At 43.5% G+C, this 21,097-nt stretch carries 19 protein-coding genes; 5 read left to right on the plus strand and 14 right to left on the minus strand.

From position 1 onward, the window contains the following. The gene (locus tag SWOO_RS25090; RefSeq protein WP_012327452.1) at positions 1-906 is read left to right on the plus strand and encodes a 1,4-dihydroxy-2-naphthoyl-CoA synthase; all 906 of its coding nucleotides are present in this window, start codon (positions 1-3) and stop codon (positions 904-906) included. 186 nt (positions 907-1,092) lie between these two features. Continuing rightward, entirely contained in the window at positions 1,093-1,287 is a 195-nt protein-coding gene (locus SWOO_RS25095; RefSeq protein ID WP_012327453.1) for a DUF2061 domain-containing protein, read from the plus strand. A gap of 69 nt (positions 1,288-1,356) precedes the next feature. On the opposite strand, the gene SWOO_RS25100 is transcribed toward SWOO_RS25095, so the two are convergent. Further along, complete coding sequence (locus SWOO_RS25100; protein WP_012327454.1) at positions 1,357-2,022, minus strand: helix-turn-helix transcriptional regulator; 666 nt, start codon at positions 2,020-2,022, stop codon at positions 1,357-1,359. A 42-nt stretch (positions 2,023-2,064) separates the two neighbouring features. Next, on the minus strand, positions 2,065-3,342 hold the full coding sequence (locus SWOO_RS25105) for an L-cysteine desulfidase family protein (RefSeq protein ID WP_012327455.1): 1,278 nt from the start codon (positions 3,340-3,342) through the stop codon (positions 2,065-2,067). A 256-nt stretch (positions 3,343-3,598) separates the two neighbouring features. Here SWOO_RS25105 and SWOO_RS25110 point away from each other — a divergent pair, with 256 nt between their 5' ends. Beyond that, entirely contained in the window at positions 3,599-4,900 is a 1,302-nt protein-coding gene (locus SWOO_RS25110) for an SLC5/6 family protein (RefSeq protein WP_012327456.1), read from the plus strand. Between the two features lie 295 nt (positions 4,901-5,195). Then, positions 5,196-6,500, plus strand: coding sequence for a lactonase family protein (locus tag SWOO_RS25115; RefSeq protein ID WP_012327457.1), 1,305 nt, complete (start codon positions 5,196-5,198; stop codon positions 6,498-6,500). 102 nt (positions 6,501-6,602) lie between these two features. Here the strand turns inward: SWOO_RS25115 and glmS are convergent, their stop codons facing one another. From glmS to glmU, 4 genes are all read right to left on the minus strand, one after another. Continuing rightward, complete coding sequence (gene glmS / locus SWOO_RS25120) at positions 6,603-8,432, minus strand: glutamine--fructose-6-phosphate transaminase (isomerizing) (protein ID WP_012327458.1); 1,830 nt, start codon at positions 8,430-8,432, stop codon at positions 6,603-6,605. A gap of 50 nt (positions 8,433-8,482) precedes the next feature. Then, positions 8,483-9,253, minus strand: coding sequence for a DeoR/GlpR family DNA-binding transcription regulator (locus SWOO_RS25125; protein ID WP_012327459.1), 771 nt, complete (start codon positions 9,251-9,253; stop codon positions 8,483-8,485). Positions 9,254-9,434: 181 nt separating this feature from the next. Further along, positions 9,435-11,579, minus strand: coding sequence for a TonB-dependent receptor (locus SWOO_RS25130; protein ID WP_012327460.1), 2,145 nt, complete (start codon positions 11,577-11,579; stop codon positions 9,435-9,437). A gap of 206 nt (positions 11,580-11,785) precedes the next feature. Beyond that, the gene (gene glmU, locus SWOO_RS25135) at positions 11,786-13,150 is read right to left on the minus strand and encodes a bifunctional UDP-N-acetylglucosamine diphosphorylase/glucosamine-1-phosphate N-acetyltransferase GlmU (protein WP_012327461.1); all 1,365 of its coding nucleotides are present in this window, start codon (positions 13,148-13,150) and stop codon (positions 11,786-11,788) included. A gap of 209 nt (positions 13,151-13,359) precedes the next feature. Between glmU and SWOO_RS25140 the strand changes: the two genes are divergently transcribed. Further along, a complete protein-coding gene (locus SWOO_RS25140) occupies positions 13,360-14,502 on the plus strand; it encodes a hypothetical protein (protein ID WP_012327462.1) in 1,143 nt (380 codons plus the stop codon). A 45-nt stretch (positions 14,503-14,547) separates the two neighbouring features. On the opposite strand, the gene SWOO_RS25145 is transcribed toward SWOO_RS25140, so the two are convergent. From SWOO_RS25145 to atpB, 8 genes are all read right to left on the minus strand, one after another. Continuing rightward, complete coding sequence (locus SWOO_RS25145; protein WP_012327463.1) at positions 14,548-14,976, minus strand: F0F1 ATP synthase subunit epsilon; 429 nt, start codon at positions 14,974-14,976, stop codon at positions 14,548-14,550. 72 nt (positions 14,977-15,048) lie between these two features. Next, on the minus strand, positions 15,049-16,425 hold the full coding sequence (gene atpD / locus SWOO_RS25150; protein ID WP_012327464.1) for a F0F1 ATP synthase subunit beta: 1,377 nt from the start codon (positions 16,423-16,425) through the stop codon (positions 15,049-15,051). A 35-nt stretch (positions 16,426-16,460) separates the two neighbouring features. After that, the gene (gene atpG, locus SWOO_RS25155) at positions 16,461-17,321 is read right to left on the minus strand and encodes a F0F1 ATP synthase subunit gamma (protein ID WP_012327465.1); all 861 of its coding nucleotides are present in this window, start codon (positions 17,319-17,321) and stop codon (positions 16,461-16,463) included. Between the two features lie 48 nt (positions 17,322-17,369). Next, complete coding sequence (atpA, locus tag SWOO_RS25160) at positions 17,370-18,911, minus strand: F0F1 ATP synthase subunit alpha (RefSeq protein WP_012327466.1); 1,542 nt, start codon at positions 18,909-18,911, stop codon at positions 17,370-17,372. Between the two features lie 14 nt (positions 18,912-18,925). After that, positions 18,926-19,459, minus strand: a complete 534-nt coding sequence (gene atpH, locus SWOO_RS25165) for a F0F1 ATP synthase subunit delta (RefSeq protein ID WP_012327467.1) — start codon at positions 19,457-19,459, stop codon at positions 18,926-18,928. A gap of 16 nt (positions 19,460-19,475) precedes the next feature. After that, positions 19,476-19,946, minus strand: a complete 471-nt coding sequence (gene atpF / locus SWOO_RS25170; protein WP_012327468.1) for a F0F1 ATP synthase subunit B — start codon at positions 19,944-19,946, stop codon at positions 19,476-19,478. 37 nt (positions 19,947-19,983) lie between these two features. Beyond that, positions 19,984-20,235 (minus strand): F0F1 ATP synthase subunit C, encoded by a 252-nt coding sequence (gene atpE / locus SWOO_RS25175; protein ID WP_011639455.1) that lies wholly within the window; start codon positions 20,233-20,235, stop codon positions 19,984-19,986. A 65-nt stretch (positions 20,236-20,300) separates the two neighbouring features. Then, on the minus strand, positions 20,301-21,095 hold the full coding sequence (gene atpB / locus SWOO_RS25180) for a F0F1 ATP synthase subunit A (RefSeq protein WP_012327469.1): 795 nt from the start codon (positions 21,093-21,095) through the stop codon (positions 20,301-20,303). Positions 21,096-21,097: the final 2 nt, after the last annotated feature.

Here is a 21,097-nt window from a genome sequence, read left to right on the forward strand (position 1 = left end):
ATGTCACAACAGGTCTCAGACATTTTCGATCCTAATCTATGGGATCAGGTATCCGGGTTTGATTTTGAAGATATCACCTATCACAGAGCCAAAGATCAAGGCACTGTGCGTATCGCAATTAACCGCCCAGAATGTCGCAACTCATTCAGACCTAAAACCGTCGATGAGCTTTTTACTGCTCTAGATCATGCAAGACAATGGTCAGATGTAGGCTGCGTACTTCTTACTGGCAACGGTCCATCAGCTAAAGATGGTGGCTGGGCATTCTGCGCGGGCGGCGATCAACGTATTCGTGGTAAAGATGGTTATAAGTATGAAGGTGAAGAGGCTAACAGTGCCGATATTGCCCGTATGGGACGCTTACACATTTTAGAGGTTCAACGACTCATACGTTTTATGCCTAAAATCGTTATTGCCGTAGTCCCTGGCTGGGCTGTAGGCGGCGGCCATAGTCTGCACGTGGTTTGTGATCTGACATTAGCCTCTAAAGAACACGCCATCTTTAAGCAGACCGATCCCGATGTGGCTAGCTTTGACTCTGGTTACGGCAGTGCTTATCTCGCGAAGATGATAGGGCAGAAGCGGGCACGTGAGATCTTCTTCCTTGGTTTTAACTACAGTGCCGATGAAGCGTTTGATATGGGAATGGTGAACCGCTCTATTCCACATGCCGAACTAGAAACTGAAGCGCTCAACTGGGCCCGTGAGATCAACAGTAAATCGCCAACGGCAATGCGCATGCTCAAGTATGGTTTCAATATGGCAGACGACGGTTTAGTTGGACAGCAGCTATTTGCTGGTGAAGCGACACGTTTAGCTTATGGTACAAGTGAAGCTCAAGAGGGACGTGATGCCTTTCTGGAAAAACGGGATCAGGATTTCTCTAAATTCCCTTGGCACTACTAATTTACAGCTAATAAGATAAAAGCTTAAAACTTGTAAACCCATTAATATATTCACTTTATTGATGGGTTTATAACTATTAAACCTTTCTAATCGACAACTCCTATCAAACTAATCTATCTAAACCTCTTTAAAATACAAATGAGAACCATTATCATTTGATTATCGACTTAATAGAGGCAACCCATCATGACTAAAACACTTACCTTTGCAATATTACATTTCAGCGTAGCTTTCACTATTACCTACTTGTTGACTGGTAGCATAGTTATCGGTGGAGCAGTTGCCCTTATTGAGCCTAGTGTTAATACCGTTGTTTTTTACTTCCATGAAAAGGTATGGAAGAGACTTGAAAAAAACAGTAATAACACCATTACCGCATGAGAAAGCGAACATGAGTTTGAGAGCTCCTCTCTCTTAAGTAGAAGAGGAGGCTAGAATCACCGCTATGCACTAGCTAGATATCTGGTTGGCCTTAATCTCTCTGAGGTAGCGATAGATGGAGTGAACAGAGATATCCAACCGAGTAGCGGCAACTTGCGCACTATCTTTAAGCTCAAACACACCGAGATCATAAAGTTGTGTCACAATCTCACGACTCTTTTTAGAGGGAGCAATATCCACATTGCCTCTCACGTCACTATTAACACTATCAATCGTACTATGCAGTGCTTCATCAATATTACGGGCAAACACCTCTGGCGTGCTGGTCATCTCAGTATTAACCATATTGTCTGGCATCATAGTGCGCAGTACAGATTGCAGAGGTGCATCCATATCGGTATTGATACACAGCAGTCCAATAGCCCGATTCTGACCATTACGGATTATGGTCGTAATTGAGCGTAGAGTTTTACCCGTAGCGCATTTAGTTAAATAGGAGTTAGAGATATCCTGGCCAGTTTTTAACTTTAAAAGGGCTAAATTGGTGACAGGTGCACCCAGCTTTCTCCCAGTGACATGACCATTGGCAATCTTTATCACCGAAGGGTCACGAGAATCTAAGCTATGAAGCACGACTTCGGTATGCTCACCATACATGGCAGCAATCCCTTCGACGACATTCTCCATCGACCTCAATATCTCAAAATCACTTTTTGTTAGCTCTTGCAGTTTCACATCTAACCCTTTTATTTATCCATTTCTATCTACGGTAACGAACTATGCAGACATGATATTGATGATAGTGGTGTCCGTTGATGGCATACCATGACTGATCATCTGGCCAATGTTGATAATCGTTTGTTCAACATCCTTAGCAATAATCCCCTGCCCAGAAACAGAGCGGGAGTTCATCGCCATTAAGAAGGCTCTTACAGCGGCGCAAGATGAAGTACTAACCTTCATTGCACAGGAAGCTTTAGCACCGTCGCAAACCATACCTGAGCTATCACTGATAACATTTTGGATAGCAAAACAGGACTGCTCAAAACTTCCACCAGCCAAGTATACCATGGCCATCGCAGCCGCAGCACTGGTCACTGTATTGCCACAGAAAGCCGATAGAGGAGGATAATGAGACTTAATATAGATAGCGCCAAGGTGACTTAAAATTAACGCTCTCGCCAATTGTTCATCACTGTTTTTATAATGCTTTGCAGCGATAACGACAGGGATCGTCGCAGCAATACCTTGATTACCACTGCCAAGATTACTCATCGCAGGAAGTGTTGCTCCGCCCATACGCGCATCTGATGCAGCAGCGGTTTCCATCACAATTTTATTCAGCAGATCGTTAGATAAAATCCCTTCATCGATACTCTTCTTCATTGTACGACCGACTTCAAGTCCGTAGGAGTTTGTCATCCCCTCATCTGACAACTTGGTATTGAGATCCGCGGCCTGAAGGATAAATGCTATCTTCTCCAGCTCTACTTGAGTGGCAAACTCATAGATAGAGGCGATATTAATATCGACCCCTTCACAGATAGAGCCTGTAGAGGTTGCACTTGATTCATCGGCTATAAAATTAATTTTTCCGTTCAGTTGCTTCTCAACAATTAAGGTGTGACCGCCGCAAATTTTAACCAGCGACTCTCTGCCCTCAAACTTTGCGATAACGCAGCAATAGATAAATTCATCGGTAACGGTACGCTTAACAGACACTTTGCCAGCATCTATCATCTCCTGAGCCTGTAAAACCTGCTCAGGTGTTATCGCTGCTAATACTTCAAGGCCAGCATCAGCATTGCCGCCAATCGCTCCCGAGGCAGCTGCAATTGCAAGACCTATCTTTCCTGTTCCAGGAACAAATACTCCCATTGAGTTTTTATAAAGGTTATCCGAAACAAAAACCTCTAATGAGTCAGGCACGGAACAACCTAACTCCTGAACAGCAACCGCTGCACCATAGGCGGCTGCAATAGGTTCGGTACAGCCAAGCGCAGGTTTAACAACTTGGTTAATGATCTCAATATACTTTTGCCACACTGGTTTCATGGGAATACCTTCAAATATTTTTTCATTTTAGCGCTAGCTAACATTGCAACATTATTTTCATTATCAAGTAAAAATGCAACTTAATTTTAGTTTTATATCGAAAAACAGTAGAGAGAAACGCTATAGATCCCATATACAAAGCAGTTTAAGAGCTTTGTCTCGCATTACAAATAAGTTAAGTGATTTTGGTTGTGGAGTTTAAAATGTTCAAATATATTTGCGCAATAAAATAAAACAATATCAATTAGGGTGATGTATGACTGCAAGTATTGCGACAGTAGAGATATCCCGCGACACCTCAACGGCTGCGGAATGGAAAGAAGCGACTCGATTTGACAGTACCGATTGGGGCTGGATTGTAATGAGTATAGGTATGGCCATAGGTGCAGGTATCGTTTTCTTACCTATACAAGTTGGCGTAATGGGTCTTTGGGTATTTTTACTCTCCTCCATTATTGGCTACCCAGCCATGTACCTATTTCAAAAACTGTTTATTAATACATTAGCTGAATCTAAAAAGTGTACCGATTATCCTGGTGTAATTTCAGGTTATCTTGGTAAAAACTGGGGAGTTGCATTAGGGGTACTCTACTTCTTAATGTTAGTGATCTGGGTGCTGGTTTACTCACTCGCAGTCACCAATGACAGCGCCTCCTATCTCCACTCATTCGGCGTTACCGAAGGAGATCTAAGTGATAATGTTTTCTACGGTTTAGGCCTTATCTGCGTACTAGTTTTCATCGGCTCTAAAGGCGAAAAGCTGCTGTTTAAACTGTCAGGCTTTATGGCTGTAACAGTTCTCTGTCTCGTTGGCGTGATGGGTGTACTTCTGATCGCTCGTTGGGATATCAACAATATTCCTGAGATGGGCCAATTTGGCTCTATGATGAAAGATGCGATTATCACCTTGCCATTTACCCTAACCTCAATTCTCTTTATTCAATCATTGAGCCCTATGGTTATCTCATACCGAGCCCATGAAAAATCAATTGAGGTGGCACGCTATAAATCAACACGTGCAATGACAATAGCCTTCTCTCTCCTCTTCGTTATTGTGTTCTTCTTCGCGGTATCGTTCACCTTTGCCATTAGCCAAGAACAAGCCACAGAAGCGATGAATAAGAACATCTCTGCTCTTGCTATTATTGCGCATTACTTTCCAGGGAGCTGGGCAACGATTACAGGTGTGGTGATTAATATCTTCGCCATTGTGACCTCATTCTTTGGTGTATTCCTCGCATTCAAGGAAGCCTGTAAAGGTTTGGCGATGAATCTACTGCTACGTAAATTCAAAGAGTCTCAAGTAAATAAGGCGAAAGTAGATAAGCTAGTTACTGTCTTTATTATCTTACTCGCATGGTCAGCTATCGCACTTAATGCGCCTATCTTGTCATTTACTTCAATCTGCAGCCCTATCTTTGGTCTGGTTGGTTGTTTAATCCCAGCTTACCTAGTGTATAAAGTGCCACAGTTAAACAAGTATAAAGGTCCAGCAACTAACTTCATCATTATCACTGGTGTACTCCTTTGTATATCTCCCTTTATTGCATTTAGCTAACCTGCTCATAGACGCCCTTTAGGGGCGTTTATTTTTTCCAGACAAAAAAATTCCCGCTATAAGCGGGAGTTTTCTTTTAAATATAGACCAAAACCAGATAAGCGCGAATTCCCCCTCAACCAAGTATGACTAAGCCAGCATAAACTCCCGCTAATTTAGAGGTGACCGACTCCTTTTTTGAGCACTTCAGATACCTACCCAAGTTAACTAGAACAGTAAGATATTGTCTGTAAATACAAAAATAATTCCAAAATATATAAAAAGGTATAACAACGCCTAACGATGGAGCTTATCAATGAAAAAAACAGATACTCTAAAACTACACCAATTTCTACTTCCTATAGTCACAGTCGGGCTCATCTCTCTTTTAGGGTGTGAATCAAAAGTAGTTCAAACGAGTCGAGAAGCTTTATCCACTATCTATGTAGCCTCCAACAAGGCTGACGGCAACACAGTGGTTGGCTTTCGCAGTCTAGCAAATGGGAAATTTAAACAGCTTGGTGAGTTTCCAACAGGTGGAGAAGGTACGGGCGATCTTGAAATACCAGCTCTTCAAAAAGATGAAACACACCCTCTTGCCAATGGTGATGATCCTCTTATTTCTGCCAATGGTATTGTTGCGACCGATGATGGTCGACACGTACTTGTCGTGAACGCTGGTGATTCGACTATCAGCCTATTAAGAGTAAATAAGGACGGCTCACTCACACAGAAAAATACAGTCGAAGCGGGTGATAAATTTCCGGTAAGTATTGCCAGTCATGGTCAACATGTGGTGGTTGCTAGCGTAGGAGTCGATAACGGTAACGGCAGTATCAGTGCTTATATTATCAATACTGACAATAGATTAACGCTAGTACCAGGTTCTCGTCGAGATCTCAAAGCGAGACCTTCTACTACCTCTTTCAGCCATGATGGAAAACACTTAATCGTAAATGAGCTGGTTACTGGAAAAATAAAAATCTTTAGGATGTTAGATAACTCATTGTCAGCAGAACCCATTTCCACCATCAACTCCCCGCGCACAGCTAAGCGATTTCAGGCTATTCCGGTGGGATTTGATACTGGGGTATCAGACAGTGGCGATCTAATTTTTATGTCAGAGGCCCGTTTTTTAACCCCTGAATTTGGATTACGTGAACAAGCCAATGTTGTACCGCAAACACCAAAATACTCTTGGCAAACAGGCTCACTTTCCAGTTACACCTTAGATGGGCAAGGCAATATAAGTCTAGTTTCAGCAGATGTCCTCACAGGTAATAGTGTTGAGGGCGGAGAGATAGCCAACTGCTGGGTTGCACTCTCTCCAGATCAAAAAACACTATGGGCTGCGAATGCACTATCCAGCTCCATTAGTTCATTTGATATTAGCAATGACGGCTCTGTTCGATTAAAGAATGCCACCGCCTACAAATCTAAACCTGAAATGCTTTTCTTTAGCGACTTAGATACTAGTCATGACGGTAAGGAGTTATATCAACTGGTCGGCAATATGGGTCAGGTGATGATATTCGATATTCAAAACAATGGTGACTTAACAGTTAAACAGACACTAAGCGGATTACCAAAGCTAGGAGCTTATGGTTTGCTAGTTCTATAGCGCCTTTGTACTTTGTCTATATCATTAGTTGAAAACAAAAATGGCGGCTCCATAAGGAAACCGCCATTTAAATCTCACCCAATAGAGTAAGAGTTAAACCGATTACTCTACCGTTACCGATTTAGCTAAGTTACGTGGTTGATCCACATCAGTACCTTTAATTAAGGCAACATGGTAAGAGAGTAATTGCAAAGGTATGGTGTAGATAAGCGCTGCCATAAACTCATCACAATGAGGCACTTGAATCACTTTCATGGTGTCATCAGACTCAAACTCAGCATCCACATCGGCAAATACGTACATCAAGCCACCACGAGCACGTACCTCTTCAACATTCGATTTTAACTTTTCAAGCAGCTCGTTGTTTGGCGCAACCACAATCACAGGCATATCGGCATCGATCAAAGCCAGTGGACCATGCTTTAGCTCGCCAGATGCATAAGCTTCGGCGTGAATGTAGGAGATCTCTTTAAGCTTAAGTGCCCCTTCCATCGCGATTGGATATTGGTCGCCACGACCTAAAAACAGTGCGTGATGCTTGTCAGCAAAATCTTCGGCAAGTTCAGCAATAGCATCATCTAATCCAAGTGCTTGCTCAACTTTAGCTGGCATAGATTGTAAGCTTTGAGTAATTTTAGCCTGCATCTCATCTGACATACCATTATGGCGACCCACAACCGCTGTTAGCATCAACAGACCAGCAAGCTGAACCGTGAACGCTTTAGTAGACGCAACACCTATCTCGGCGCCAGCTTTCATCATATACGCCATATCTGATTCACGTACCAGAGATGAACCCGGTGAGTTACAGATGGTCATAGTGGCTTTGTAGCCCATCTCTTTTGCCAAACGCAGTGCAGCTAAAGTATCCGCCGTTTCACCAGACTGAGAGATAGTGACTAACAAGCTGTTAGGGAACATATGAGATTTGCGGTAACGGAACTCAGATGCGATCTCTACGTTACAGGAAACACCAGCCCAATCCTCTAGCCAGTAACGTGCAGCCATTCCCGCATGGTAGCTGGTACCACAAGCAATAATTTGTACGTGTTTAATATCTTTTAGAAACTCAGCAGCGTTCTCACCAAATGCTGAGTCCAACACAGTCCCGCTAGCAATACGCCCCTCTAAAGTATGGGCTATAGCACGTGGCTGCTCGTAGATCTCTTTTAGCATGTAATGACGGTACTCCCCTTTATCACCAGCATCATGGGTCACTTCAGACTCTTTTACTTCACGCTCAACAGCATTACCATCAATATCAAAAATGCTAACCGTACGACGTGTCACCTCAGCAACATCCCCCTCCTCTAAGAAAGCAAAAGAGCGTGTAACTGGAAGTAAAGCTAACTGATCGGAAGCAACAAAGTTCTCCCCAAGACCAAAACCGATAACCAATGGACTACCGCTACGGGCAACAATCATACGGTCACTGTCTGTACGGTCGATAACCACAGTACCGTAAGCACCTTCAAGCTGTTTCACCGTTGCTTGTACTGCAGCTAGTAGTGTGTCGTGGCTCTTTAACTCATGGTGTACTAGATGGCAGATAACTTCGGTATCTGTATCTGATGTGAAGACATAACCTAAGCCTTTAAGCATCTCACGTAGCTTGTTGTGGTTTTCAATAATACCGTTGTGAACAACAGCAATATCACCGCTAGAGAGATGAGGATGAGCATTACGCTCACTTGGCTCGCCATGAGTAGCCCAGCGCGTATGAGCGATACCTGTACCGCCTACTAATGGAGAATCATCAAGTGCAGCCGATAGCTCCTGCACCTTACCAACACGACGAGTCGTTCTTAGCTCTCCATCATTAATAACGGCGACACCAGCTGAATCATATCCACGATATTCAAGACGTCTAAGTCCCTCAACCAAAATTTCAGCAACATCCCTTTGCGCCACAGCGCCTACGATTCCACACATATTGATTACCTAATCTCTATAAACCAGAGTTAAAATTAAAATGAATTTGCTTAACTTACATGGCGTGCAAGTATGACCCGCACACCATGGTTAGTAATACTTTCAACCGCTTCTGCGGCAAGTCTGTCATCGGTAACAAGCACGCTCACCTTGCTCCATGGCAGCTCTAAATTAGGGATACGTCGCCCAACCTTGTCGGACTCAAGCATCACAATGACTTCCCGTGATACTTCTGCCATCACCTTACTAAGACCAGTTAACTCATTGAAGGTAGTAGTGCCGCGCTCGAGATCGATACCGTCGGCACCGATAAAAAGCTGATCAAAGTTATATGAACGCAATACTTGCTCGGCAACCTGTCCCTGAAAAGATTCAGAATGGGGATCCCAAGTACCACCTGTCATCAACAGAGTTGGCTCATTTTCCAGCTCATGTATCGCATTGGCCAACTGCAGAGAGTTGGTCATCACAAGCAGACCACGCTTACTGTTTAACTGCTGAATAAGCCCAGATGTCGTACTGCCGCTGTCGATAATGATGCGATTATGATCATTGATAAGTTCTGCCGCAGTTTCGGCAATCGATAACTTATTGGGTGCTATCTTGGCAGTAAACTGCTGTGTCACCTCATCAGGGATAGCAACCGCGCCACCATAACGACGTAACAAGAGACCTGTTTTCTCTAGTGCAGCTAGGTCTTTACGAATAGTGACCTCAGATGTTTCGAAACGAGTAGATAACTCATCAACACTGACCTCACCCTGTTCATTTAGGATGCTGATAATGCTATGTCGGCGCTGCTGGGTATTACGTTTGTTCATAAAACCTTTCAGTTAAGTTTCGTTTCGAAAGATGCATTATAGTGAAACGAAACTTTTTTACCAGTTTTGAAACTAGATAAAGATCAAAAAGTGCCAAAATTTAAGCAAAAAAAGCCCCTATCCAAGATAGAGGCTTATTTATTAAAGAATTTTATCAAAGAGTTAATCAATAAATATCAATTTAGAACTTAGCTTCCAAAGCTAAACCAAAGTGACGACCTTCACCCACTGTGACATCTTTGTAGTTACCACCAGCAATGTAGTCAGTATCAAATAGGTTCTTCACGTTCAAACGCACGCTCACATCACTGCCCATCACATCCATTGAGTAGGCTGCGCCCATATCGAAACGTACATAACCATCTTTAGAGATAGTATTCTCTGTATTAGCGAAACGCTCGCCCACATAGACAGCACCAAAGTTAAGGGCTAAATCATCGGTCATCTCATAACGAGTCCAGACGTTAGCCGACCATTCTGGTGCATCAATAGGTGTCTTACCATTTAACTTATCGCCTTCAGGTCTTTGATACTCAGCGTTAAGGTACATCATAGAACCGGTTAAGAACCAGTTATCACTAACCTGACCTTGAGCGCCCATCTCGAAACCTTTATGACGTTGTTCGCCACTTTGGGTCGTAATAGTTTGATGGCCACCAGAAATAGGGTTAGTAAGATCTTCTGTCACTGTGACGTTTGATACAGTGATATCGAATACTGCTGCGGTAAGCAGCAAGCTATCGTTAAACAACTCCCACTTTGTGCCTATCTCATACTGTTCACCATACTCAGGCTCAAGGTTCATCTTGTCATTCACATCTTCAGAATCGTTAACGATCCCTTGCGGTGTAAAGCTCTTAGAGTAGTTTACATAGATGCTGCCGTTATCAGCGGGCGAGTAGATAACACCAAACTTAGGTGAAACTGCGTAGCTGTTATTGCCTTCGCCATCTTTTTTCTGCTCATCGTAGCGAACACCAGCAAGCACCTGCCAACTGTCATTAATGGTGATCAGATCCTGAATATAGAAGCCGTAGTGCTTATAATCACTCTCATACTTAGAGTCATCATCATTGTAATCCAGTCCAGGGTTAGCGATTGGCTGACCAGGAATAACTGTCTCTGGTGCACCTTTTACCCGTAACTGGCCATAGTAATAGTCCAGCATATTAGCGCCAATCAGGAACTGATGATCGAGTCCGCCAGTTGAGAACTCACCCACAAAGTCCATATAACTTGTTTTATGCTGCCAGTCATCATAGCGATCGAACGGCTTCACCGTGTAACCATTACTGAATGGGTCTTCAGAGTATTGAGGCGATGAATCTAAGCGCTGACGGTTAAACTGCTGATCGTTATAACCCGCTTTTACCTTCCAATCATCACTGATGTGGTAAACGATATCCGCGCCCATATTAGTGATGGTATTATCGGTAAATGCCCATGGCTGATCCCAGATAATGTCACGGCCACCAATTAAGTCACCACTGCTGTTTAACCAGCCTCCGGTATCGATACCTGTCTTATCTTGAGTGTGATCATACTTAAGTGACAGGAGTAGATCGTCAGTGATATCAAACTCTAGATTTAAGTAACCTAACCAGCGATCACGCTCTTGGTTAGTGCCATCTTGATATTCACGCCAGTAGTTAGTGTCTTGCTTTACTAACACTGTACGGTAACGGATCGTTTCAGCTTCGTTTAGACTGCCACCTGCATCTAATTGAAAGCGAGTAGAGCCATGTTCATCGGTATCAAAACCGATATCAAGCATCGTCTCGTAAGTTGGCTTCTTGGTCACCATGTTGATCAAACCACCAGGGCCAGATTGACCATACAACATAGAAGATGGACCTTTTAGTACCTCAACTTGCTGTAATGTTTCAATAGGCTGCACATAGTGAGACCACTGCTGCTGACCATTAATCAAATAACCTGAACCTGAAGATAGTTCAAAACCACGAATACTAAATACCTGACGGTTCCACTTCTCAGAGCCACCAGTCACACTTGAATCGTTAACCAGTACTTCAGAAAGATTGGTTGCCAACTGCTCATCGGTCACAAAGTCAGGAATAACATTGACCGATTGAGGAGTGTCCATCAAATCGATATCACCACGCATAGCGCCTGATGCCGTTCCAGCTTTGTAATCATTAAAGCTTCGACCGGTAACAGTAATACGTTCAATATTAGCTGTAGGTATCTCTATGCTTTCCAGCTCTTCAGCAACAACTGAAGTAGCAGATAGTGCAGAGAATATTGCAATACTGATAGATGAATAGTTAAAAATACGATTTTTCAAAACACGCTTTATAGAAGACATTGCCAACCCCAATATGGATATCAAGAGCGAAAGTTGGGCGTAATATAAATGAGAATTATTTTTATTTAAGTTTCTTTACACAAGTTTACAAACACTAGTGATCAAGCTCTAAAAAACAGTAAAAACGCGTGGTGAAGTAATAGGAATAAGTGGTTAAAAAACAAAAAAGGCAGCTTATTAGCTGCCTTAATCGGGAAGAGATAAAACTACTTTTTCAGCTTAACCGGACGTGGCCATCCAGTCAGATGACGCTGCTTAACACGTGTAATAACCAACTCGTCGGCAGCCACATCTTTAGTTATGGTTGAGCCAGCCCCTAAGGTCGCTCCCTTGCCTATGGTTACCGGTGCAACAAGTTGCGTATCGCTGCCCACAAAGACATTATCTTCGATTACTGTCAGATGTTTATTGGCGCCGTCATAGTTACAAGTAATAGTCCCTGCACCTATGTTTACACCACTGCCAATCTGCGCATCACCAATATAAGCAAGGTGTCCTGCTTTGGAACCTTCACCCAATACCGCCTTCTTCATCTCAACAAAGTTACCTATGTGAGCATCACGTTTAAGCTCAGCACCAGGACGAAGACGGGCAAATGGGCCGGCACTCGCCTCAGCGCCCACTTTGGCACTTTCAACGATGGAGTAAGGCTTAATCTCGGCATTGTCGCTAATCTCACAATCGATCAAGATAGCACCAGCACCAATAGTGACGTTATTACCTATGGTCACCTTCCCCTGCATGATGACATTGACATCTATCATCACATCCATACCAACGCTCACCTCACCACGTATATCGATACGAGCAGGATCTCTTAGGTTAGCCCCTTCAAGCATGAGTTTTTCAGCTGCACGAGCCTGATAAGCACGCTCAAGTTGAGCTAACTGCACTCGGTTGTTAGCACCTTCCACTTCAATCGCAGAATCAGGCTGAGCCGTGGTAATGGCAACCCCATCTCTGTGTGCCATGGCTACGATATCTGTAAGGTAGTATTCGCCCTGAGCATTGTTTGATGATAACTGACCAAGCCAAGCTTTTAACTGCTTACCAGGAGCTGCCATAATGCCAGTGTTGATCTCATTGATAGCAAGCTGCTCAGCATTGGCATCTTTCTGCTCAATAATACCCACAACCTTATTTGCTTCACGTACGATACGACCATAACCCGTAGGATTAGGTAGATTAACGGTTAAAATAGCTAAGCCATTCTCTTCACGTGCAGCCAGCAGAGCTTCCAGTGTAGATGCTTGAATCAGCGGCACATCACCGTAAAGAATAAGCACTGTATCGTCATCAGCGATATTAGAGTTAGCCTGAGCCACCGCATGACCAGTACCAAGCTGCTCAGCTTGTAGCACCCAGTTAAGCTGCTGCTCACCTAACACACTTTGTAGCTTCTCACCGCCATAGCCGTACACCAGTTGAATAGCATCACTACCAACATTGTGAGCCGTATCGATCACATGCTGCACCATACTTTTATGGGCAATAGGATGTAAAACTTTAGGGAGATCTGAGCGCATGCGTGTTCCCTTACCTGCGGCCAAAATCACTACGTTCAATGCCATGGAGATATCCTTGAGCTGGTGCTAATTAAAGTATGCTAATACCAAAAAGTATAAGGTCTGTTTTATGGGCTGATTTTAACGGAAATCCCCATAAAAAGATAACCAAGTAACTCCCAATTTAAATACTCTAATCTATCCAGCCAAACATTTTTAATCTAATATCTGGCACTTTTGAAATATGCCTGTTAAATGTTTAAAGAAGAGCCCACATGAAAGAACTAATACTTACCCCATTAAAAAACGAAAATAGAGGTGGCGATATAATAAGAAGCTGCTCTATTTCTAGACTAAACGAGGGTAAAGAGGAAACTTCTTCACAAATACTTTGGTTTCAATTTCCTAAAGTAACTGAAGCTCCAGCCTCAGATGACTGCGACAGTTACTTACTATCTATGCTCTTAGAAGGCATGAAAGAGAACAGAAAAATCATAGTGAAAGGCTCTGTTTCACTAGAGTTACTATCAAACCTAGTTGAACTTCAATCAGCATGGAATAAGTGGCTTCCCAAAAAATACAATGTTGTAGATATTGAGGTCGATTTAATAAGAGAACCAGAGCTGCGTAAAAAAGGGGCTGTTTGTGCTTTTTCTGGTGGAGTAGATGCCACTTTTTCTGTTTGGCGCCATAGCCAGAAAAAACACAGTTACCGCTCCCAACAGATCAACCTATGCGCACTAATCCATGGTTTTGATATCCCTCTTACAGAGCAAAAAGCATTTGATAATGCTTTTATACGTGCAGAAAAAACTTTGCTGGATTTAGAGCTAAAGTTGGTTCAAATTAAAACTAACTACCGTGAAATATCCAAAGTATTATGGCCTCATTCCCACGCGCTAGCCTTAGTTGCAGCATTAAACCAATTGAAATATCAAGCGGGTACAGGCTTGATTGGAAGTAGTGAATCTTACGACTCATTAGTGATTCCTTGGGGATCATCCCCAATAACAGATCACCTATTAAGCTCAGATGAATTTACCGTTATTCATGATGGAGCATCTCACAATAGAACAGAAAAAGTATCTGAGATAGCAGAGTGGACAACTGGCGCCAACAACCTAAGAGTCTGTTGGGAAGGAGATGTTAAAGATAAAAACTGCGGCAAATGTGAAAAATGTATCCGAACTAAATTAAATTTTTTAGCTTGCGGTTTTAGTATCCCTAAATGTTTTCCAACCGATACTAACTTAACTGAACAAATCATTAAGTTGAAATTCAGAAATGATGTAGAACGAACTGAATGGGCTGAAATAATAAAACATGCAGATAAAAACAATATCAAAGCAGATTGGAAAAAAGCAGCAAATACCGTAATAAAAAGAAAATCTTGGTACAATTTTATCAAATTAAAATAAACAAAAAAGGCGCCCTAGGGCGCCTTTTTTCATCAAACAATAACCTTATCTGGCAATGTTCTTTTTGATGGTATCAACAACACGCAACTGAGCAACAGCCTGAGCTAACTCATTTGCTGCGGCAGCATAGTTGAAGTCAGCGCCAGCATCTGCCATAGCAGACTCTGCACGACGCTTAGCTTCTTCAGCTGCTTTTTCGTCAATTTCATCGGCACGCTTAACTACGTCAGCCAATACTGAAACAGATGAAGGTTGAACTTCCAGGATTCCGCCCGAAAGATAAAACACCTCTTCTTTCCCATCTTGCTTGACGATGCGTGCCATGCCAGGTTTGATATTTGTCAGCAGTGGCGCGTGACCAGGCATAACACCCAGATCACCTTCTGAACCAGTTACTTGTAGGTGTGCTACAAGACCAGAAAAGATGCTATTTTCTGCACTAACAATATCAAGTTGTACTGTCATGGCTGCCATCGGTTCTCCTTAAACTAGTTATCTGCACTCATATTTTGAACTAAAAGTTCTCAACAAGTGCAGAGCACTGAGTTATTTTTTGTTAGCTTTCTCAACAACTTCGTCGATTGAACCAACCATGTAGAACGCTTGCTCTGGAAGGTTGTCATACTCACCTTCAAGAATACCTTTAAAGCCACGGATGGTGTCTTTAAGAGAAACGTACTTACCTGGAGAACCAGTGAATACTTCTGCAACGAAGAAAGGCTGAGAAAGATATTTTTCAATCTTACGAGCACGAGATACTGTTGTCTTATCTTCATCAGATAATTCATCCATACCTAGAATCGCAATGATATCTTTCAGCTCTTTATAGCGCTGAAGTACAGTTTGTACACCGTTAGCAACATCATAATGCTCTTGACCAACAACCAAAGGATCTAGCTGACGTGAAGTCGAATCCAATGGGTCAACCGCTGGGTAGATACCCATAGAAGCGATGTTACGTGACAGTACAACAGTCGCATCTAAGTGAGCGAAGGTTGTTGCTGGTGACGGATCGGTTAAGTCATCCGCAGGTACGTATACGGCTTGAACAGAGGTAATAGACCCTGTCTTAGTCGATGTAATACGCTCCTGAAGTACACCCATCTCTTCAGCCAGTGTTGGCTGGTAACCTACTGCTGATGGCATACGGCCTAGCAGTGCAGATACTTCAGTACCCGCCAAGGTGTAACGATAGATGTTATCAACGAAGAAAAGAACGTCTTTACCTTCGTCACGGAACTTCTCAGCCATAGTTAGACCAGTCAGTGCCACACGTAGACGGTTTCCTGGAGGCTCGTTCATCTGACCATATACCATGGCCACTTTATCTAGAACGCCAGAATCTTCCATCTCGTAGTAGAAGTCGTTACCCTCACGAGTACGCTCACCTACACCAGCGAATACTGATAAACCTGAGTGTGCTTTAGCGATGTTGTTAATAAGTTCCATCATGTTGACGGTCTTACCAACACCAGCACCACCAAACAGACCAACTTTACCACCCTTAGCGAATGGACATACAAGGTCGATAACCTTGATACCAGTCTCTAAAAGCTCAGTTGTGTTTGATTGATCTTCATATGAAGGCGCTTCACGGTGAATAACGTAACGTTCTTCTTCACCAATTTCACCCGCTTCATCAACTGGCTGACCTAATACGTTCATGATACGGCCTAGGGTCTTTTCCCCAACCGGAACAGAAATAGGTGAACCAGAATTTACAACCTCAAGACCACGACGCAGACCATCTGAAGAACCCATAGCGATGGTACGAACAACACCACCACCTAGTTGCTGCTGTACTTCCAGCACCAAATCTTCACTTTTGATCTCTAGAGCGTCATATACCTGAGGTACGGCATCTTGTGGAAACTCAACGTCCACAACCGCGCCAATTACTTGGACAACAGTACCTGTGCTCATGATAAATCCTCTAAAACTTGTATTCGTTACCTAGCCTAAACGGCAGCGGCACCTGAAACAATTTCCGACAGTTCCTGCGTAATCGCAGCCTGACGAGCCTTGTTATAGACCAACTCCAAGTCACTGATAAGTTCACCAGCGTTGTCTGTTGCAGCTTTCATAGCAACCATACGGGCCGCTTGTTCGGATGCAATATTTTCAACAACACCTTGGTAAACTTGAGACTCCACATAACGGACCAACAAAGTATCCAAAAGCTCTTTTGGATCTGGTTCGTATAAGTAGTCCCAGTGATGAGAAATCTCATCTTCTTCTGACTTAGGCAAAGGTAGCAGCTGCTCGATCACAGGCGTCTGAGACATAGTATTAACGAACTTGTTAAATACCACGTACAAACGATCTAGCTTGCCTTCGTTGTATGCTTGAAGCATGACACGTACTGTTCCGATCAGGTCAGCGAGCTTTGGAGCATCACCTAAACCTGAAGCATGAGCAGAAACTTGTCCGCCAAAGCTATTGAAGAACTGTACGCTTCGTGCGCCGATTGGGCAGAATTCAACTTCTGCACCAGCTTCACGCTGCTTCTTCACGTCTGCGACAACCTTTTTGAAAAGGTTAACGTTCAGACCACCACAAAGACCACGGTCGGTTGACACAACAATGTAACCAACACGCTTGGCTTCTCGCACTTCCAAATATGGATGCTTATATTCGAGAGAACCTTGCGCCACGTGACCGATCACCTTACGCATATTTTCTGCATATGGACGACTAGAAGCCATGCGATCTTGTGCTTTACGCATTTTACTCGCGGCAACCATCTCCATAGCAGACGTGATCTTCTGAGTGTTTTGTACACTCGCGATCTTGGTTTTAATCTCTTTAGCGTTGGCCATCTTTACTCTCCAATCTGGACCTGAGGCGCCTTACGACACCTCTGTTCTTTACCAGGTTTGAGTTTCGACGAACTTGTCGAGGCCAGCCTTCAACTCACCTTCGATGTCGGCATTGTAGTTGCCAGTCTCGTTGATGGTCTTCATAAGGTCAGCATGCTCGCTGTTCATGTAAGAGAGCAAAGACGCTTCGAAATCACCAATCTTATTAAGCTCTACGCTCTTTAGGTAACCTTTTTCAGCTGAGAAAATAGACACAGACTGATCAGCTACGCTCATAGGGGCGTATTGTTTTTGCTTCATAAGTTCAGTAACACGCTCACCATGCTCAAGCTGAGCACGTGTTGCATCATCTAAGTCAGATGCAAACTGTGAGAACGCTGCAAGCTCTCGATACTGTGCTAGTGCGCTACGAATACCGCCAGACAGTTTCTTGATGATCTTAGTCTGAGCCGCACCACCAACACGAGAAACCGAAATACCTGGGTTAACAGCTGGACGTAGTCCAGAGTTAAATAGGTCAGTTTCAAGGAAGATCTGACCATCGGTAATCGAAATTACGTTGGTCGGTACGAATGCAGATACGTCACCCGCTTGAGTTTCAATAATCGGCAGAGCAGTCAAAGAACCAGTTTGGCCTTTCACTTCACCTTTAGTGAACTTCTCAACATACTCGGCGTTAACACGTGAAGCACGCTCTAACAGACGAGAGTGAAGATAGAATACATCACCTGGGTATGCTTCACGTCCTGGTGGACGCTTAAGTAGCAATGAGATCTGACGGTAAGCAACTGCTTGCTTAGAAAGATCATCATAGACAATCAGTGAATCTTCACCGCGGTCGCGGAAGTACTCACCCATTGAACAACCAGAGTATGGAGCCAAATATTGTAGAGCAGCAGCTTCAGAAGCTGTAGCAACAACAACAATGGTGTTCGCCAAAGCGCCATGTTCTTCTAGCTTGCGTACCACGTTAGCAATTGTAGAAGCCTTCTGGCCTACAGCTACGTATACACACTTAATGCCAGTATCTTTTTGGTTGATGATGGCATCGATCGCTAGAGCGGTTTTACCGATCTGACGGTCACCAATGATCAACTCACGCTGTCCACGACCGATAGGGATCATAGAGTCAACGGCTTTATAACCAGTTTGTACTGGTTGATCTACTGACTTACGTTCAATAACACCTGGTGCGATCATTTCAACAGGAGAGAAACCATCGTTATCGATAGGTCCTTTTCCGTCGATTGGCTCACCCAATGTGTTGACTACGCGACCTAAAAGACCACGGCCAACTGGGACTTCCAAAATACGACCAGTTGTTTTTACTTTGTCGCCTTCAGCCAAAGAGGCATAAGGGCCCATAACTACGGCACCGACAGAATCACGTTCTAAGTTCAACGCGATTGCGAAACGGTTACCAGGCAGCTCGATCATTTCACCTTGCATCACGTCGGCTAGGCCGTGGATGCGGATGATGCCGTCACTAACTGCAACGATAGTACCTTCGTTGCGAGCTTCACTAACGACTTCGAACTGCTCGATCCGCTGTTTAATCAGATCGCTGATTTCAGTGGAATTCAGTTGCATGCTCAAACTCCCAATTACGATTGCAGCGAATCAGACAGACGCGAAACTTTTCCGCGGACCGAGCCATCAATGACTAGGTCTCCTGCCGTGATAATTAGTCCAGCAATAAGGCTGGCATCTATGCTGCAATTAAGCTTAACTTTGCGTGTGAGACGTTTCTCTAGAGAAACACTAATTTCCTGTTGCTGCTCTGAACTAAGCTCAGTGGCTGAAACTACATTAGCTTCAATCTCTTTTGCCCATTCATGCTTCATCTCAACAAAAAGTTGAGAAACAGCAGGTAGTGTTTCTAAACGACCGTTTTCAGCCATTACCTTTAACAGGTTTTGACCTTGCTCATTGACCTGCTCGCCACAAACTCCAATAAAGAGTTCTGCAAGCTGGTGGCTGGCTAAAGAGCCAGATAGCAGTGGCTTCATGGTTTCGTTTTCACTGACCATGGCCGCGAAGTTCAGCATCTCTGCCCAACTATCAACTGCGTTCTTTTCAATAGCAAAATCAAAAGCTGCCTTTGCGTAAGGACGAGCGATGGTGGTTATTTCAGCCATAACTCAAACTCCTTATTTAAAGTTCAGCAACTAGTTTATTAACTATGTCACTGTGGGCGGCTTCATCGATAGAACGCTCAAGAATCTTCTCTGCGCCAGCGATGGCTAGAGTAGCAACTTGCTTACGCAAGTCTTCTTTAACGCGATTACGTTCAGCTTCAATTTCTGCTTGACCCTGAGCGATAATCTTAGCGCGCTCAGCATCTGCTTCGGCTTTTGCTTCATCAACTATTTGAGCTTTGCGTTTGTTCGCTTGCTCAATAATCTCATTAGCAGTGGCTTTGGCGTCTTTTAGTTGGTCAGTGGCTTTAGCCTGTGCCAACTCAAGGTCTTTCACGGCACGGTCAGCATCAGCTAAACCGTCGGCAATCCTTTTTTGGCGTTCTTCGATGGCATTCATCAAAGGAGGCCAAACAAACTTCATGCAGAACCACACGAAGATAATAAAGGCAACCGTCTGACCGAGTAGGGTAGCGTTGATATTCACAACAGCCTCCTAGTTAGTTTAAAGACAGAAGCGTTTATTACAGCATTGCACCTAATGGATTGGTGAAAAGCATAAATAGTGCAATACCAACACCGATCATAGTTACCGCATCAAGAAGACCAGCAACGATGAACATTTTAACTTGCAGCATTGGAGCCATTTCTGGTTGACGCGCAGCGCCTTCCAAGAACTTGCCACCCAATAGGCCAAAACCGATAGCGGTACCAAGTGCACCCATACCAATTAGTAGAGCAACAGCGATTGCTGTCATGCCTAATACAGTTTCCATCTCTATCTCCAAATATCTAAATCTAGTTAGTTTATTTTTTCGCTAAAAAAAATTTTCAGCAATCCTTAATGATCTTCATGCGCCATGCTTAAGTAAACAATGGTCAACATCATGAAGATAAACGCCTGTAGGGTAATAACCAAAATATGGAAAATTAACCAGCCTAGTTGTAGTGTCACACCTAGAGTAGATAATGCCCAGTTAGCACCATACATCAACGCAATAAGGATGAAGATCAACTCACCTGCATATAAGTTACCGAACAGACGCAGTGCCAATGAGATTGGCTTAGCGATCAAAGTTACAGTTTCTAACAGGAGGTTGACGGGTATCATTGCCTTATGGTTGAAAGGCTGCAGTGTCAGTTCTTTAACAAAACCTGATATGCCTTTGACTTTAATGCTGTAGTAAATAATCAGCAAGAACACACCAATAGCCATACTAAAGGTGATGTTTAAGTCAGTCGTTGGAACCACTTTCATGTAAGGGATGCCAGCTGCCATAGCTAACTCAGGTATCCAGTCAACTGGAACCATATCCATGAAGTTCATCATGAATACCCAAACAAAAATCGTTAATGCCAACGGAGCAATAACAGGATTGCGGCCATGGAAGGTTTCTTTCACGCTAGAATCGACAAACTCAACAATCATCTCGACAAAACATTGAAGTTTGCCAGGAACGCCTGTTGTAGCCTTCTTTCCAACGCTACGGAATAGCCATAAGAATAGAACACCAAGCCCAACCGAAAAGAACAACGAATCAATGTGCCATGTCCAGAAGCCTTCACCAACACTTAAGTTGGTAAGGTGGTGCTGGATATAGCCCTGCGGTGTTAACGCTTCACCAGTTGCAGCCATGA

Origin of the sequence: Shewanella woodyi ATCC 51908, assembly GCF_000019525.1 — a bacterium.
Lineage (GTDB): Bacteria > Pseudomonadota > Gammaproteobacteria > Enterobacterales > Shewanellaceae > Shewanella > Shewanella woodyi.